This is a genomic window from Streptosporangium heterodermiicola, assembly GCF_051390675.1.
GTDB lineage: Bacteria > Actinomycetota > Actinomycetes > Streptosporangiales > Streptosporangiaceae > Streptosporangium.
Genome location: NZ_JBPJSR010000012.1, coordinates 196,307 through 210,773 on the forward strand (window position 1 = coordinate 196,307; position 14,467 = coordinate 210,773).

The 14,467-nt window shown below is 70.2% G+C and carries 12 protein-coding genes; 2 read left to right on the plus strand and 10 right to left on the minus strand.

Features of this window, described 5'->3' with window-relative positions:
• Nucleotides 1-28: 28 nt before the first annotated feature.
• From ACSC1Q_RS25720 to ACSC1Q_RS25735, 4 genes are all read right to left on the minus strand, one after another.
• Entirely contained in the window at nucleotides 29-814 is a 786-nt protein-coding gene (locus ACSC1Q_RS25720) for a class I SAM-dependent methyltransferase (protein ID WP_436761243.1), read from the minus strand.
• Between the two features lie 144 nt (nucleotides 815-958).
• Nucleotides 959-2,182: a glycerophosphodiester phosphodiesterase family protein gene (locus ACSC1Q_RS25725; RefSeq protein ID WP_436761244.1), complete on the minus strand. Its 1,224-nt coding sequence runs from the start codon at nucleotides 2,180-2,182 to the stop codon at nucleotides 959-961.
• A 1,354-nt stretch (nucleotides 2,183-3,536) separates the two neighbouring features.
• The gene (locus ACSC1Q_RS25730) at nucleotides 3,537-4,376 is read right to left on the minus strand and encodes a class F sortase (protein ID WP_436761245.1); all 840 of its coding nucleotides are present in this window, start codon (nucleotides 4,374-4,376) and stop codon (nucleotides 3,537-3,539) included.
• 12 nt (nucleotides 4,377-4,388) lie between these two features.
• Nucleotides 4,389-5,777, minus strand: coding sequence for a hypothetical protein (locus ACSC1Q_RS25735; RefSeq protein ID WP_436761246.1), 1,389 nt, complete (start codon nucleotides 5,775-5,777; stop codon nucleotides 4,389-4,391).
• Nucleotides 5,778-6,097: 320 nt separating this feature from the next.
• On the opposite strand from ACSC1Q_RS25735, the gene ACSC1Q_RS25740 reads away from it, so the two are divergent.
• Entirely contained in the window at nucleotides 6,098-7,243 is a 1,146-nt protein-coding gene (locus tag ACSC1Q_RS25740) for an acyl-CoA dehydrogenase family protein (protein WP_436761247.1), read from the plus strand.
• A 183-nt stretch (nucleotides 7,244-7,426) separates the two neighbouring features.
• Here ACSC1Q_RS25740 and ACSC1Q_RS25745 read toward each other — a convergent pair whose 3' ends face one another.
• Entirely contained in the window at nucleotides 7,427-7,990 is a 564-nt protein-coding gene (locus tag ACSC1Q_RS25745) for a hypothetical protein (RefSeq protein WP_436761248.1), read from the minus strand.
• A 101-nt stretch (nucleotides 7,991-8,091) separates the two neighbouring features.
• Here ACSC1Q_RS25745 and ACSC1Q_RS25750 point away from each other — a divergent pair, with 101 nt between their 5' ends.
• The gene (locus ACSC1Q_RS25750) at nucleotides 8,092-8,253 is read left to right on the plus strand and encodes a hypothetical protein (RefSeq protein WP_436761249.1); all 162 of its coding nucleotides are present in this window, start codon (nucleotides 8,092-8,094) and stop codon (nucleotides 8,251-8,253) included.
• A 143-nt stretch (nucleotides 8,254-8,396) separates the two neighbouring features.
• On the opposite strand, the gene ACSC1Q_RS25755 is transcribed toward ACSC1Q_RS25750, so the two are convergent.
• The 5 genes from ACSC1Q_RS25755 to pdxH all read right to left on the minus strand — a co-directional run bounded on the left by ACSC1Q_RS25755 (nucleotide 8,397) and on the right by pdxH (nucleotide 14,361).
• Nucleotides 8,397-9,170, minus strand: a complete 774-nt coding sequence (locus tag ACSC1Q_RS25755; RefSeq protein WP_436761250.1) for an alpha/beta fold hydrolase — start codon at nucleotides 9,168-9,170, stop codon at nucleotides 8,397-8,399.
• A gap of 53 nt (nucleotides 9,171-9,223) precedes the next feature.
• On the minus strand, nucleotides 9,224-11,449 hold the full coding sequence (locus tag ACSC1Q_RS25760; RefSeq protein ID WP_436761251.1) for an ATP-binding SpoIIE family protein phosphatase: 2,226 nt from the start codon (nucleotides 11,447-11,449) through the stop codon (nucleotides 9,224-9,226).
• A gap of 117 nt (nucleotides 11,450-11,566) precedes the next feature.
• A complete protein-coding gene (locus tag ACSC1Q_RS25765) occupies nucleotides 11,567-12,271 on the minus strand; it encodes an iron-dependent transcriptional repressor DtxR (protein WP_436761252.1) in 705 nt (234 codons plus the stop codon).
• 159 nt (nucleotides 12,272-12,430) lie between these two features.
• The gene (locus ACSC1Q_RS25770; protein WP_436761253.1) at nucleotides 12,431-13,678 is read right to left on the minus strand and encodes an MFS transporter; all 1,248 of its coding nucleotides are present in this window, start codon (nucleotides 13,676-13,678) and stop codon (nucleotides 12,431-12,433) included.
• A gap of 56 nt (nucleotides 13,679-13,734) precedes the next feature.
• Nucleotides 13,735-14,361, minus strand: coding sequence for a pyridoxamine 5'-phosphate oxidase (gene pdxH / locus ACSC1Q_RS25775; protein ID WP_436761254.1), 627 nt, complete (start codon nucleotides 14,359-14,361; stop codon nucleotides 13,735-13,737).
• Between the last annotated feature and the right edge of the window lie 106 nt (nucleotides 14,362-14,467).

A 14,467-nucleotide genomic window follows, 5' to 3' on the forward strand; every position in this document is an offset into this window, starting at 1 on the left:
ACCTTCGCCCAGCTCAGTCCTGCTCCGCTCAGGCCGGGCGGACGGCGCGGACCGTGACGGTGGTGATCGGGAGATCGAACTCGCCGCCCGCGGTCTCGGGGATGGAGCGCAGGTAACCGGTGACCCGGTCCGTCAGCTCGGTCCGCTCGGCCTCGGAGAGGGTCAGCACGTGCGAGTGCGTGCGGATCGTCGCCACCATCGACTCCACGGTACGGCGCTGGCTGTGCGGGAACCGGGTGTACTCGATCACCGGGAAGAGCGGCCCCTCCCTGAGGATCGACTCGGGCCGCCACCGGCGGAACGACACCGGGCTCTTCGAGACCTCCTTCAGGTCGTTCACCCAGGGAACCTCGTCGTCGTCGAGGTTCCACAGGCCCGCCAGCACCCCGCCGGGGGCCAGCACCCGCACCATCTCGGGCAGTGCCCGATCGAGGTCGAACCAGTGCAGTGCCTGCCCGACGAGGATCGCGTCGGCCGACCCGTCCGGCAGCGGGATCTCCTCCGCCGTACCCGCCATCGCCCGGGCGCCGGGCAGCAGGCGGCGGAGCTCGCCGAGCATGGCCGGGTCGGGTTCCACCGCGACGACGTCGGCGACGTACCGCGACAGCACGGTGGTCAGTTTCCCGGTCCCCGCCGCCAGGTCGAGGACGCGCAGCGGTTCGCGGCCGCGTACCGGCTCCAGGGCCCACAGCACGGCGGCGTCGGGGTAGTCGGGCCGCTCCCGCGCGTACGCCTCCGCCTGGCTGCCGAACGAGGAGGCCCGCGTCGCGAGAACCTCGGGATCGACGTCCCGGAAGGGAGATGAACTGTTCACAGGTCCATGGTAGTCCGGGGTTCCCGGGCAGCCGGGACCGGGCGACCGCCCACGCGGCGTATGCCCAGGTGGTGGACGTCCACGCCCCGCGACCCCGGCCGGCGCGCGCCGGTCCCCAGCGCTACCCGGCGGGGCTTGAGGCGTTCAGCCTCCGGCGCGGAGCTGATCCCGTACGGCGCGTGCCAGGCCGGGGTCGTCGGCGATCACCCCGTCCACGTTGAGCCTGCACAGGCGCTTCAGCCACCTCTTCACCTGTTCGGTGGCACGCCCGCCGGAGGCCTCGCCCCTGAGGTCCGCCCGGAGCCGCGCGGCGATCTTGCGAACCGTGGTGGCGTGGACCAGGAGCCCTGCCTGCTGGGCGTTCCTGACGAGCTCGACCGGCGTCACCGGCCTCCCGTCGAGCCCCCCGGGATCGCCGGGGCCGATCCGCTTGGTGACCACCCCGATGCCGTCGGCGTACCTGGCGATCTCCCGCAGCCCCTCCGGGGTGACCATGTCGTCGTAGGTGAGGGGGTCACCGGCGCTCGCGAGGTCGTACGGGGCGCCGGTCGCGCCGACGAACTGGATGAGCCGCAGCCGCGTGAGGGGACGCAGCCGCTTGAGGTTCCCGGTCTCGAAGGACTGGATGAAGGCCGGATCCCGCTCGTCGTCCCACCCGTACCGCGCGAAGGTCTCCAGCAGCGGCTCCTCCAGTGGCAGCCCGATCGAGGCGAAGTAGGTGGGGAACTTGGTCTCGGCGTAGACGCCCACCCCGTGCTCCTGCGCGAGCTGGACCACCTCGTCGAGCGTCGGGATGCGCTCCGTCCCGTCGTACGCGGTGTTGTCCCGCCGTTCCCTGGGGAAACGCTCCCTGGCGCGGAGGGTACGCAGTTCCTCCAGGGTGAAGTCCTCGGTGAACCAGCCGGTGTGCCGGAGCCCGTTGATGATTTTGGACGTCCTGCGGTCGGCGAACTCGGGGTGCCGGGCGACGTCGGTGGTCGCCGAGAGCTCGTTCTCGTGCCGGGCGACCAGCACGTGGTCCTTGGTCGAGACGAGATCGGGCTCGATGTAGTCGGTGCCCATCGAGATGGCGACCGTGTAGGCGAGAAGCGTGTGCTCGGGCCGGAACGCGCTGGCCCCGCGGTGTGCGATGACGATCGGCGTGACCTCCTGGCGGCCGAAGTGCCGGGCCTCGGGGTTCGCGAAATGCCGGGTGATGGAGCTCGCGGAGCGTCCGTCCGTGGAACCCGCGTACCGCCCCGTCGAGTCACCGGATCGTTCGTCCGCGGGCCTCACGGATCGCGTGCCCGTCGAGTCGGCGTGGTGGAGGGCGCCGACCGCGGCGATCCCTATGAGTACGGCCAGCACACCGGCCCGCGCCTTGCTCACCTGTGTACACCCCTCGCTCCGGATCAGCGGGGGAGACACATTCGCATAAACGGCTATACCCGGACCGGACATGCGATTAACGATCAGAAGCGATTCTGACTGAGATAACACCACATGACCGTCTCCTGGGGCATTTCCGTAGATGCGGCACGGTGTGGCCCGATCACAAAAACGATCACAAAAAAGAGTGGGCGATCGATCGCCCACTCTTACGCGTGGGAAAGTACGCGTGGAAAAGGGAAACCCGGGTCAACGGGCGGAGCGCCTCGGAATCACCACCCGCGCTCACCCCGCCCGCCCCGCCCCTCGCCCGAGCGGCCGTGCCCGTGCCCATGTCTGTGTCCGTGCCGGTATCCGTACCGGTGACGATGGTGTCGTACGCCGTTCCTGGCCCACGCCGGCCGTGCGGACTCCCGGTCCCGGTGGCGCCGGGCGTCGGCCCCGTGCCGTCCGAACCTGTGGCCCCCGTACCATCCGGTCTCCGGACCTCTCCGCCCGAACTCCCGGTTCCCGGGGCGCCCGAACCCCCACCCCTCGCCGCGCTCGCCACCCGGACTTCCCCGCCTGAACCCGTAATCCTCCTCGTAGCGCCCGAACCTCGAATCCTCCGGCCGTCCGAACTCCCGGTCCCGCGAGCGTCCGGGCTCCCACCCGTCACCGCGCTCTCCCGGCCTGTTCCCCTCATACCGCTCGAACGCCGGATCCCCCGGCCGCTCACGGTCCCAGGGATCACCGCTCCCGGCGTCCGAGCCTCGCCGCTCGGAGTCCCGGCCACCGGGGCGCCCGAACCTCCCGCGCTCGCCGCCCGGATCCCGCCGCCAGAACCCGCGGTTCCCGTGGCGTCCCCACCCCGGATCCCGCCGGGCCTCCCTGGCCCTGTGCCGCCCGCCGTTCGAATGTCTCGGCCGCCCGAGTCCCCAGTTTCCCCTGCGCTCGATCCTCGTCTCCGAGCGCTCGGCCGTCCGTCCCCCGTTGCCCCAGTTCTTGGTCGTCCAGCCCCCGGCGTGCTTCGGCGCCGAGTGCGCGGGACGCTTGGCGCCCCAGCCCGCGGATCGATCGTTCCCCGACTTCGAGTGCTGGACCGCGCCGAGAGCGGCCACCCCTATGAGTACGGCTACGACCCCGGCCCGCACGATGCTCACCTGGGCACACCCCCGCCTTCTGCTCGTTCGGGGGGATGTCTCCTGTTGAACAACTCCCTACCCGGATTGCCGGGGAGGCTAACGATCGGAGAAGGGCGGCGAATGTGCCGTGACCTGCGGATTCGGCGAGCACCGTACCCGGCGCGGGGTACGACCCACCGCGCCCGGCTCACGGGCCGGGCAGTGCGGTCAGACGGTACGGCGCAGTGCGGTCAGACGCGACGGGTCTTCGACAGGGTCGCGTAGACGATGATGTTGTCGGTGTAGTGACGGGTCCTGCTGTTGTAGACGCCACCGCAGGTGATCAGCCGCAGGGTCGCCTCACCGGTGTTGCCGTAGACCCGCTTCGACGGGAAGGCCGCCTTGCTGACCTGCTCCACCCCGTCGACCGTGAACTCCGCGACGGTCCCGTCCGACCGGGAGACCTTGATCTTGTCCCCGCGCTTGATCTCCTTCAGCCGGCTGAAGACGGCGGCGCCGTTCTTGGTGTTCACGTGTCCGAGAACCACCGAGGGCCCCTGCTGGCCGGGAATCGGGCCGTGCTTGTACCAGCCCGCCTGGTTGGGCCTGCTCAGCGGGGGCGTCTGGATCTCCCGCTTGGAGTCGACGCTGAGCGCCATCAGCGGGGCCAGCACGCCGATCTTCGGGATGGCCAGCCGACGCGGCGTCACCCCGTCGCTCTTCAACGGCTCCGGAGGCATGACCACCGGCAGCGGCGGCGCCGCCGTGGGCGCGGCGGCCGTCAGAGGAGCGTCCAGCCCACCCGGCCCCACCGAGGACGGCGTCACCCCCATGGGCTGCTGACCGGCGGCCGGGACCTCCTGGATCTGGACATTGCCGTCCGCAGCCTGCGGCACGGGCGGGCCGTACGGCGCGTCGGACTCCAGCGCCGGAGTGAGGTACGCGAGCAGACCCGCCATGATCACGGCCACCCCGCCGAGTGACCCGGCCACGAGGAGGCCGGCCATCAGCATGCTCCCCTTGGGCTTGGGAGCCGGGCCCCGCCCCTGGTAGGGGTCGGGGGGACCACCCTGCACGGGTCCTTGGTACATCCGGCGCCTCCTTCAGCTGTCCCGCGGGCCGCGCGCGTGCGCCGCCCGCCGCCTCATCAAGACCACACCGCCCAGCGCGCTGCCCGTCACCATCGCCGTGCCCGCGCCGAGAAGCCCCAGCCCGGAGCCTCCCTCCGGAGCCTCACCGGTCTGTGCCCCGCCGCTGGGCGTGATGATCACCTGTGGCGCGGTGGGGGTGGGCCTGGTGGGGGTGACGGTGGCGGTCACGGTCAGGGTCGGCTTGGGTGTCGAGGTGGTCGTGCTCCTGGTGGTGCTGTTCGACCCGCCCGACTGGTTGTTCTGGCCACCGGTCGCGCTCGGGGTGATCGTGGGGGTGGGGGTGGGGGTGATCGTGGGAGTGAAGGTGGGGGTGACCGTGGGGGTGACGGTAGGGGTGACCGTCGGGCTGACCGTGGGCGAGGGAGACCCGCCCGCCTCGGAGATGGTGACGTTCACCGAGACCGGCGCGCTGACGAGCGAGCACGTGGCCCGATAGTCGGCCGGAGGGTTCGCCAGCTCCCTCGTGATCACCCGGAAGGCGTCGACCTGCGCGAACTTTCCGGCCTCCAGGTTCGTGACCTGGATGGTGTGCTCGCCGTACTTGAGGCCGTTGAACCTCCACAGCGTGAGCCCGCCCTGGTGCGCGGCGTTCGTCGGCGTGCCGTCGGGGTTCTTCGAGGCGTCGATGGAGGACGGCGTGGCGTCCTGGCCGTCGATCTTGAATCCGACCTGCCCCGCCTCCGTGCTGCGCCGGGCGACGTACTCGATCCCGGTGCCGGTGAACGTGAAGGTGGCGAAGGAGTTGACCCTGTCCGTACGGTGCAGGTCGCGGCCGTAGTCGCCGATGCTCAGCGGCTGGTCGTTCAGCTCGTACCAGTCGCCTGCCGCGTGGTAGCCCACCTGGGGGTCGTCGTTGTTGACCACGACCTCACCGGCCGGAGGCATGAAGTCCACGAACAGCTTCCGGGGGCTGACGTTGACCGTGCCCGCCTGGGCGAGGTGGGCGGAGTCGGAGATCCCGTCGGGGAGCTTCAGGATCTTTCCCGGCTGCAGCTTGCCCGGCTGGTCGACGACGCCCTTCGGCTGGAGGACACCGACCCAGCTCCCGGAGAGCTGCACGTTCCCGGTGACGAAGACCTTGCCCCCGGGGCCGAAGTAGCCCGGGGAGCCGAACCTGGCCGGGTCGCCGTTCTTGTAGTTGAGGGCCCAGCCGATGTTGAGCGGCTGCCCGACCGTGAGCGTGGTCGGGATCGACACCTTGGTCCGGAGGTTCACCACGCTGCTGCCGAGGGCGATACCCCCCGTACAGCTGTAGTCGACCACGAGTTCGGCATTGCTGGCACCGGACGCACCGGTGGGCAGCGCGACCAGCGCACCGCCGAAAAGGCACAGGGCTGACACCGCGAGAGACCTACGGAGCCCAGATCGCCACCGAACCACCACACACTCCGATCACGAAGGCTGCCGTCAACGGGCATACCCATAGCACACCGAGGGTAGATCGTACGGTTTCTACCATCTTCACCGCAGCGAGATCGTGGGTGGATCCGAAGACCGTGGCGCACTTGTGATCTGGATGTACCTCCGCATACCTCCACAGGTCGACGAACGCACCGGGTCCGGGTGTACCTGCTGGTAACAGAATCGTATTCTGTGTCACGAGCCGTCATAGGCCGCCGCGAGTCCACCGCACGTCGCCACGAGTCCCTAGGAGGCACACCATGCAGCGAGACCTCTTCGAGGAGGAGCACCAGCTCTTCCGTGAGACCGTGCGCGAGTTCCTGGCCCGCGAGGTGGCGCCCCACCACGACCGGTGGGAGAAGGACGGCATCGTCCCCCGCGAGGTGTGGAAGAAGGCCGGAGAGATCGGGATGTTCGGCTTCGGGGTGCCCGAGGAGTTCGGCGGGGCCGGGATCACGGACTTCCGCTACAACGCGGTGATCGTCGAGGAGGTCATGGCGATCGGCGCGACCGGCCTGGGCTACTCGCTGCACAACGACGTGATGGCGCCGTACTTCGTGGACCTCACCGACGGCGAGCAGAAGGCCCGCTGGCTGCCCGGGTTCACCTCCGGCGAGCTGATCACGGCCGTCGCGATGAGCGAGCCGGGCGCGGGCAGCGACCTGCAGGGCATCAGGACGACCGCCGTACGCGAGGGCGACCACTACGTGGTCAACGGCCAGAAGACCTTCATCACCAACGGCATCAACTCCGACCTGGTCGTCACGGTCGCGAAGACCGACCCGGCGGCGGGCGCCCGGGGGATCTCGCTGCTCGTCGTCGAGCGGGGCATGGAGGGCTTCAGCCGGGGTCGCAACCTGGAGAAGATCGGCATGCACGCCCAGGACACGGCGGAGCTGTTCTTCGACAACGTGAGGGTCCCCGCGGCCAACCTGCTGGGCCCCGAGGAGGGGCAGGGCTTCTTCCAGCTCATGGCCAACCTGCCGCAGGAGCGCCTGTCGATCGCGGTGATGGCCGTGGCGGCGGCGGAGACGGTCCTGCGGACGACCATCGAGTACTGCAAGAGCCGCACCGCCTTCGGCCGGAACATCGGCAGCTTCCAGAACACCCGGTTCGTGCTGGCCGAGCTGGACACCGAGGTGGACATCGCCCGCCTCTACGTGGACAGGTGCATCCTGGCCCTCAACGCCGGGGAGCTCACCGCCGTGGACGCCGCCAAGGCGAAGTGGTGGACCACGGAGCTGCAGACCAAGGTCATCGACCGCTGTCTCCAGCTGCACGGCGGCTACGGCTACATGATGGAGTACCCCGTGGCCAAGGCCTGGGTCGACAGCCGCGTCCAGACCATCTACGGCGGCACCACCGAGATCATGAAGGAGATCATCGGCCGCTCCTTCGGCTTCTGAACCGGCCGATCCTTCGGCCTCTGAGTCGGCCGATCCTTCGGCCTCCGAACCGGCCGTTTCTCCGGCCTCCGAGGAACACACCGGTCCCGCCGAGGAGACACGCACCGGCTCCGGAACGCCACCACAGGGAACCGCCGTCCACGCACCCGCGGGACGGCGGTTCCCGGTGGTCGGCCGGGGCCGTCACCTCTCGCTGATGTCCTCGATCTGGACGGCCACCCCGTCCTTGATCGTCACTGTGGCGAAGAAGGCGCCCCCCTTCTTGATCGCCTTCTGCAGCTGCTCCATCGAGCAGCTGTACGGGGCGCTCCCCTCCTTGCAGACCAGTCCCCGCGCGTCGCGCACGACCGTGAACGGCAGCAGGAGGGCTTTCACCTCCTGGTCGCTCTCGGAGGTCACGGTGATCCCGTCCACCCCGCGCAGGGCGATCTTCCCGTTCACCGTGGCGTCGACGTCCCGGCCTCCGGGAACGCTCGTGGACGGCGACGCCGTGGCGGACGCGTCGACGTCCGCGGAAGCGGAAGCGGACAGGGACGGGGAGGGCGAAGGAGACTCGGAAGAGGACGGGGAGGGAGACGGGGAGAGGGTGGCGGAGGCCGCGGCGGACGGGGTGGCGGTCACCGTGACGGTGGCGATCGCCGACGTGCCGGACGGCCCGGGTGTGCCGCCCCCGCCCGAACATGCGGAGAGTCCTGCGCCCAGAGCTGCCACCAGCAGGGCACGCGTTACCTTCGATGTTCTGTTCACGAAAGGTAACGATCCCATGGGTCGGGGATTGCGTTCACCGGCCACACGGGCGGCTCCGCCGACGCATACTGGTCAGCGGAGACTCCCCCGAGGTGGTGACGATGGACAGCGGGCTGATTCTGCTGATCTTCCTGGCGTTCCTGTTCGCCTGGGGCCTGAACCGGGTGCGCCGCGCCCTCCGGTTCGGCCCGGTCGCCTACCTCGGCGTCATGGTCGCGTTCGTCATCGCGATGCTCGCCATCTGGGGACAGACCATCCGCTGACCCCCTCCGCCGAGCCGGGACGTCGCGAAACCGGGCCGGGACGTCGCGAAACCGGCCTGGGACGCCGCGAAACCGGGCCGGGACGTCGCGAAACCGGCCTGGGACGTCGCGAAACCGGGCCGGGACGTCGCGAAATCACACCCCTACCGGGACGCCTCCAGCAGCACGCTCGCGACCAGCTCCGGGTCGTCGGTCATCGGCAGGTGCCCGCAGCCCTTGAGCAGCTTCACCCGCTGCCCCGACCACCTGGCCGCCCGGATGGCCTGCCGGCGCGGGAGCAGCCGGTCGTGCTCGCCCCAGGCGATCGTGACCGGCGCCTTCGGCGGCGCGGGAGGCATCAGCCCCGCGAAGGAGGCGAGGGTCTCGTCGAAACCGGAGGAGTCCCCGAGTGCCTGGAGGGCGGCGAGCAGCGCCTCGGGCGTGAGCCTCACCGGGTGGGCGACCATGACACCGGCGCAGAGGACACGGCCCAGCGGATCTTCCGCGAGGGCGGCGGCCCGTCCGGGGTGAAGGTGGCGGGCGGAGACCCTGGTGGCGCGGAGGACGGCTCGCGCGTACGCGAGCTCCCTGCGGTTCCAGAACCCGGCCGGGGAGAGCGCGGTGGCCGAGCCGACCGCCCCGCGCGAGGCCAGTTCGAGGGCGACGTAACCGCCCAGGGAGTTGCCCGCCACGTGAGGGTCGCGCAGGCCGAGTACCGCGAAGAAGGACTCGATCGCGTCCGCCAGGCTCTCGGCCGTGTACGGAGTGCCGGACGGCAACGGCGGCGAGACGCCGAAACCGGGGAAGTCCACGGCGATCACGTCCCGCTCGGCGGCGAGCCTGTCGAGCACTGGCAGCCATGCCTGCCAGTGATGCCCGATACCGTGCAGCAGGACCAGCGGGGAACCTGTCCCGCGCCGTTCGAACGCCAGCTCCATGCCCCCGAGTCAACCACCGATCGGGGAGGTGTTCCAGCTCTGCCGCGAGTGGCTCAGCGCGACCTGGTCGGGATCTCGAACCAGACGGCCTTGCCCTCCTTGGTGGGGCGGGAACCCCAGCGCTTGGCGAGCTGGTCGACGAGGTAGAGACCCCGCCCGCCCTCGTCGTTCTCCCCCGCGCTGCGGATGCGCGGCAGCCGGAGGTCCTGGTCGAAGACCTCGACCCAGACGGACTCCCCGCCCCGGCGGAGCCTGAGCGTGAACTCCTTCTCGTTGACGACCTCGTCCTCGAAGCCGGGGACGTCCCAGGACTCGTCGAACGGCAGCGGAGGGCCGTCCATCGTCAGCTCCCTGCGCGGGATGCTGGCGCTGGCGGCGTGCAGCACGACGTTGGTGACGACCTCGGAGACCAGCAGGCAGGCGAGCTCGGCGCGCTCCTCGGGGACGTTCCAGCCGACGAACGCCTCGGAGGCCATCCGGCGCGCCTCCCCGACCATGATCGGCTGAGCGGGGAAGGTGCGCTCCTCGACGGCGAGGTCCTCGGAGGCGGACCTGAGCACGAGGATGGCCATGTCGTCGTCGATCTCGCCGGGCACCGCGACGGTGGCGGCGTCGGCGAGGCGCTCGACGGAGGCGTCACTGATCTCGATGAGCTTGCCGCAGAGCTGCGCCAGCGTCTCCTCGACGTTGGGCGGCCTGCCGTCGGCGTCGCGGATGGGGCGGCGGTCGACGAGCCCGTCGGTGTAGAGGAGCAACGCGGCCCCGGGGGGCAGCGTCCGCGTCTCCTCCTTGTAGACCAGGTCGGCGTGCATGCCCTTGGCCCGCACCCCCAGCGGCTGGCCGACCTCGTGGATGTCGAGCTCGGTACAGGTGTTGCCGATGAGCAGCAACGGGGGGGCGTGACCGGCGTTGGCGAACGACAGCTGCCGCGACCAGGCGTCGTACACCAGATACTGGCAGGTGACGATGGGCGGGACGCTGATGTCGGTGCCGCTCTCGTCCTGCTCGGGGGTGGCGATGATGCGGGTCCACTCGTCGAGCCTGGCGAGGATCTCCGCGGGCGGCTTGTCGTCCTGGGCGAAGGCCCGCAGGGCCGCCCGCAGCTGCCCCATTACCGCCGCGGCCTTGGCTCCCCTGCCCTCGACGTCGCCGATGACGATGCCGACCCGGCCCGCCGACAGCGGGATGACGTCGTACCAGTCACCGCCGACCTGGGTCTGGATGCCCTGCCCGTGGCTGGCCAGGGGCGCCGCCGGGTAGTAGCGGACCGCGATGTCCAGGCCGTCGAGCTGCGGCAGCGCGCGGGGCAGCAGGTGCTTCTGGAAGGACTCCGCGGTGTGCCGCTCCTCCTCGAAGAGCAGGGCGTTGTCGACGGCGAGCGCGACCCGGGTGGCGATGGCCCCCACGAAGTCGCGGTCGAAGGCGTCGTAGTGCGGGCTGCGCCGGTCGGTCAGGTTGGACAGCCCCAGGTACATCAGCCCGAGGGTCTCGCCGCGCACGCACAGCGGCGCGACGATGGCCGAGGTCATGCCGATCTCGGCGGCGAGGCGGGTGTTGGCCTCACCCGGGCTGGGATAGTTGGTCTGGGAGAAGTCCTCGACGAGGATCGTCTCCTGGCGGCGCAGCGCGATCTCGGCGTAGTGACCCACCGGATAGCGGATCTCCGCCCCGAGCGGCGCCCAGGTGTTGGGCGGCGGGCTCCAGCCCTGGACGTGGGTGGAGACCCTGCGGGTCAGCCGCCCCTCCTCCATCAGCTCGATGAAGCAGTGGTCGGCGAACTGCGGGACGAGCATCTCGGCGACGCGCTTGAGCGTCTCCTCGACGTAGAGCGATCCGGCGAGGCGCTCGCCGATCCGCTCCAGCAGGCCGAAGCGGTCCTTCTCCCGCTCGTTGCTGCGCATCGCCTCGCGGGCGGTGATGACGATGCCCGTCACCGCTCCCGAGGGGTGCCGCAGCGGCACGGCCTGTGCCCGTACGTAGATGATCGTCCCGTCCCCGCGCCTGACGTCGAACGTGCCCTCCCAGACGCCGCCCTTGAGGACGTGCTTGGAGAGCTCGACGGCGAGCGGGTGATCCTTCTCCATGATGCCCAGGGAGAGGGACTGGTCACGGGGCCCCGATGTGCCGGGGCGCCCGAACAGCCTTTCCGCGAACGGGTTCCAGTAGAGAAGGTTGCTGAACCTGTCGGTGACGACCACCGCCATCTCAGCGTGATCCAGGACGGAACCAGCCGTGAGGTGGTCTGCGGCGTCCTGGGAAACATCCCCCCACCGCTTCATCCGGTGACCGCCCGTCGTGGGCGGGTGTGTGCAAAGCGAACCACGGTTGCTCCTGCAGTCTCGGCCTGGGAGCGGAGGGACTCCCGAACGGGATCCAACCGAGCTAAGGGGCCTCGGTCAGCGAGTGGAGACGAAAACGTGCGCGGCAATCTCCCGCGGAAGATCCGCAAGAAAATTGTCCGACTCGTCGTCACCTGTCACCCGCACACCGTCGTCGCTCGCCGCGAGCGTCACCTCGCGTCCGGGTTGTATCCCAACTTGCTTGAGTTTAAGCATCACAGCCGGATCGCTTTGCACTTGTTCGCTAATTCGCCGCACGACAACGGGTATATCTCTGGGTCCGGCCATCGCCGCCATCGACGGCAGTGACTCCGGCCTCCCGCCGGGAGCGCCGACGACGCCGAGCTCCTCAAGCCCCGGTATCGGATTGCCGTGCGGATCCTCGGTGGGATTGTTGAGGAGGCCGACGAGCCTGGCCTCCACGGATTCGGACATCACGTGCTCCCAGCGGCACGCCTCGACGTGCACCTCTTCCCAGGGCAGCCCGATGACCTGGGTGAGCAGGCACTCGGCGAGGCGGTGCTTGCGCATGACGCGGGTCGCGAGCGTGCGCCCCAGGTCGGTCATGGTCAGGTGGCGGTCGCCCTCGACGCGGACCAGGCCGTCGCGCTCCATCCTGGCGACCGTCTGGCTTACGGTCGGGCCGCTCTGCTGGAGGCGCTCGGCGATGCGGGCGCGCAGAGGGACGATGCCCTCCTCCTCCAGCTCGAAGATCGTACGAAGGTACATCTCCGTCGTGTCGATCAGGCCGTGTGCGGTCAAGGTTCCTCCCGTCCTCTCTCGATGCTACGTCCATCGCGCGGTGTTCCCGGGAGGGCGACGCGGGACCTCGGAAGTTTGAGAAGACGACCCTATTGGGAGAACGGCCCGCGATGACAAAGGACGGCAACGCCGGAGGGCGCCAAATCCTTCCCTAGCTGCTCAAACGCTACGCGCGAGCGGGCGATATTTTCTGAAGGCCGGGACGGCCAGCCCCACCGCGATCACGGCTGCCGCGCAGGCGATCCCGCCGCCCACCCAGGCCCCGGTGGCGCCGAACCACGAGGCGGTGGCCCCCGCCCGCAGATCCCCCAGCCTGGGGCCTCCAGCGACGACCACCATGAAGACCCCCTGCATCCTCCCCCGCATGTCGTCGGGCGCGTGGGTCTGCAAGATCGTCTGCCGCCACACCGCGGAGATCAGGTCGGCCGCCCCGCCGAACGCCAGCAGGGCGACCATCACCCACAGCTGTCCCGCGAGCCCGGCCGCGGCGACGGTGAGCCCCCAGGCCGCGATCACGTACGTGAGCGCCAGTCCCTGGCGCCGGACCCGGCCCACCCAGCCCGAGAGCAGGCCGCCGAGCACCGAGCCGATGGCGATGCTGGCCGACAGCCAGCCGAACGCGATCGGGGAGCCGCCGAACCGCTCGGCCACGATCTCCGGGAACAGCGCCCTGGGCAGCGCGAACGCCATGGCGATGAGATCGACGACGAACGACATCAGCACGACCGGGTGCCCGGAGACGTAGCGCAGGCCGTCCACGACCGACCGCAGCCCCGGGCGGGTCACCTCGCCGACCGGTTCGAGCCTCGGCAGCCGTACCGCGGCGTAGAAACCGGCGCCGAACAGCACCGCGTCGATCAGGTAGGCGGTGGCGAAGCCGCTCCGCGCGAGCACGATCCCGCCGACCAGGGGCCCGATGACGGTGCCGACGCCGCCCACCAGGAAGTTGAGGGTGTTGGCCGCGGGGATCAGGCCGGCGGGGACCAGCCTGGGGATGATCGCGCCCCTGGTCGGCCCGGTGATGGCGAACCCGGTGGCGTGCACGGCCACGGTCGCCAGCAGCAGGCCGACGCTCGTCGAGCCCAGGGCCGCCTGGACCAGGAGCGCGAGCGTCCCCGACCAGGCGATCAGCGCGCCGATGATGAGAAGCCTGCGCCGGTCGACCGCGTCGGCGATCGCGCCGCCCCACAGCCCGAAGACGACCAGGGGGATCAGGTTGGCGGGACCGAGCATGCCGACCCAGAAGGACGACTCCGTGATGTCGTAGATCTGGGCGCTGACGGCCACGGAGGTGAGCTGGAACCCGATGAACGACACGCCCTGACCGGCCCAGAGCCGCCGGTAGGCCGGGATGGCGAGGGGGCGCGTATCAGCCGCGTGCCTACGGACGAAATCCCCGAAACCCACCCCGTTACCTCTCTACCTGACATACATGGATATATCAGTAAAGAGAGGGCAGGGTGTCAGGGAGCCAGACGTTCGATGATCCAGGTCCCGCCGGAACGCCGGTAACGGAGGCGGTCATGCATACGGTCGGTGCGCCCCTGCCAGAACTCCACCTCGGACGGCACCACGCGCAGCCCGCCCCAGAAATCGGGGATCGGCGGATCCTCGGGCCAGCGCTCCGCCAGCTCCTCGTACCGGGCGTCCAGCTCGTCCCTGGAGTGCACGACCGCCGACTGCCGCGACGCCCACGCGCCGATCCGCGACCCGTAGGGCCGGGACCTGAAGTAGGCGGCCGACTCCTCGCGCGGCAGCCGCACCACCGCGCCCTCCACCCGCACCTGACGGCGGATGGAGTGCCAGGGGAACAGCAGGGCGGCACGCGGGTTCTCCGCCAGGTCCCTGCCCTTGCGCGACTCGTAGTTGGTGTAGAAGACGAATCCGTTCTCGTCGTAGCTCTTGAGCAGCACGGTCCTGGCCGTCGGCCGGCCGCCCGCCGAGGCGGTGGCGAGCACGGTCGCGTTCGGCTCGGGAAGCCCGGCGTCCACGGCGTCGCCGAACCAGAGAGCGAACTGCGAGAAGGGGTCGGGGGCGAGGTCGGCCTCGACCAGGGGCAGCCCCTGGTACGTGCGTCGGAGGCCCGCCATCGAAGGCGGTCGCGATGTGGCATCCACGGGAAGGTATTCTCCCGTGCCGAGCAGGAAGCCCACGCGGCGCCCCCCACCTGGGGCGATCGCGTTCCGGCGGGTCCGG

Coding starts and splice junctions, on each gene's coding strand:
- ACSC1Q_RS25730 (WP_436761245.1), bottom strand. CDS start 4,376: ATGTACCAAGGACCCGTGCAGGGTGGTCCCCCCGACCCCTACCAGGGG.
- ACSC1Q_RS25740 (WP_436761247.1), top strand. CDS start 6,098: ATGCAGCGAGACCTCTTCGAGGAGGAGCACCAGCTCTTCCGTGAGACC.
- ACSC1Q_RS25750 (WP_436761249.1), top strand. CDS start 8,092: ATGGACAGCGGGCTGATTCTGCTGATCTTCCTGGCGTTCCTGTTCGCC.
- ACSC1Q_RS25755 (WP_436761250.1), bottom strand. CDS start 9,170: ATGGAGCTGGCGTTCGAACGGCGCGGGACAGGTTCCCCGCTGGTCCTG.
- ACSC1Q_RS25760 (WP_436761251.1), bottom strand. CDS start 11,449: ATGAAGCGGTGGGGGGATGTTTCCCAGGACGCCGCAGACCACCTCACG.
- pdxH (WP_436761254.1), bottom strand. CDS start 14,361: ATGGCGGGCCTCCGACGCACGTACCAGGGGCTGCCCCTGGTCGAGGCC.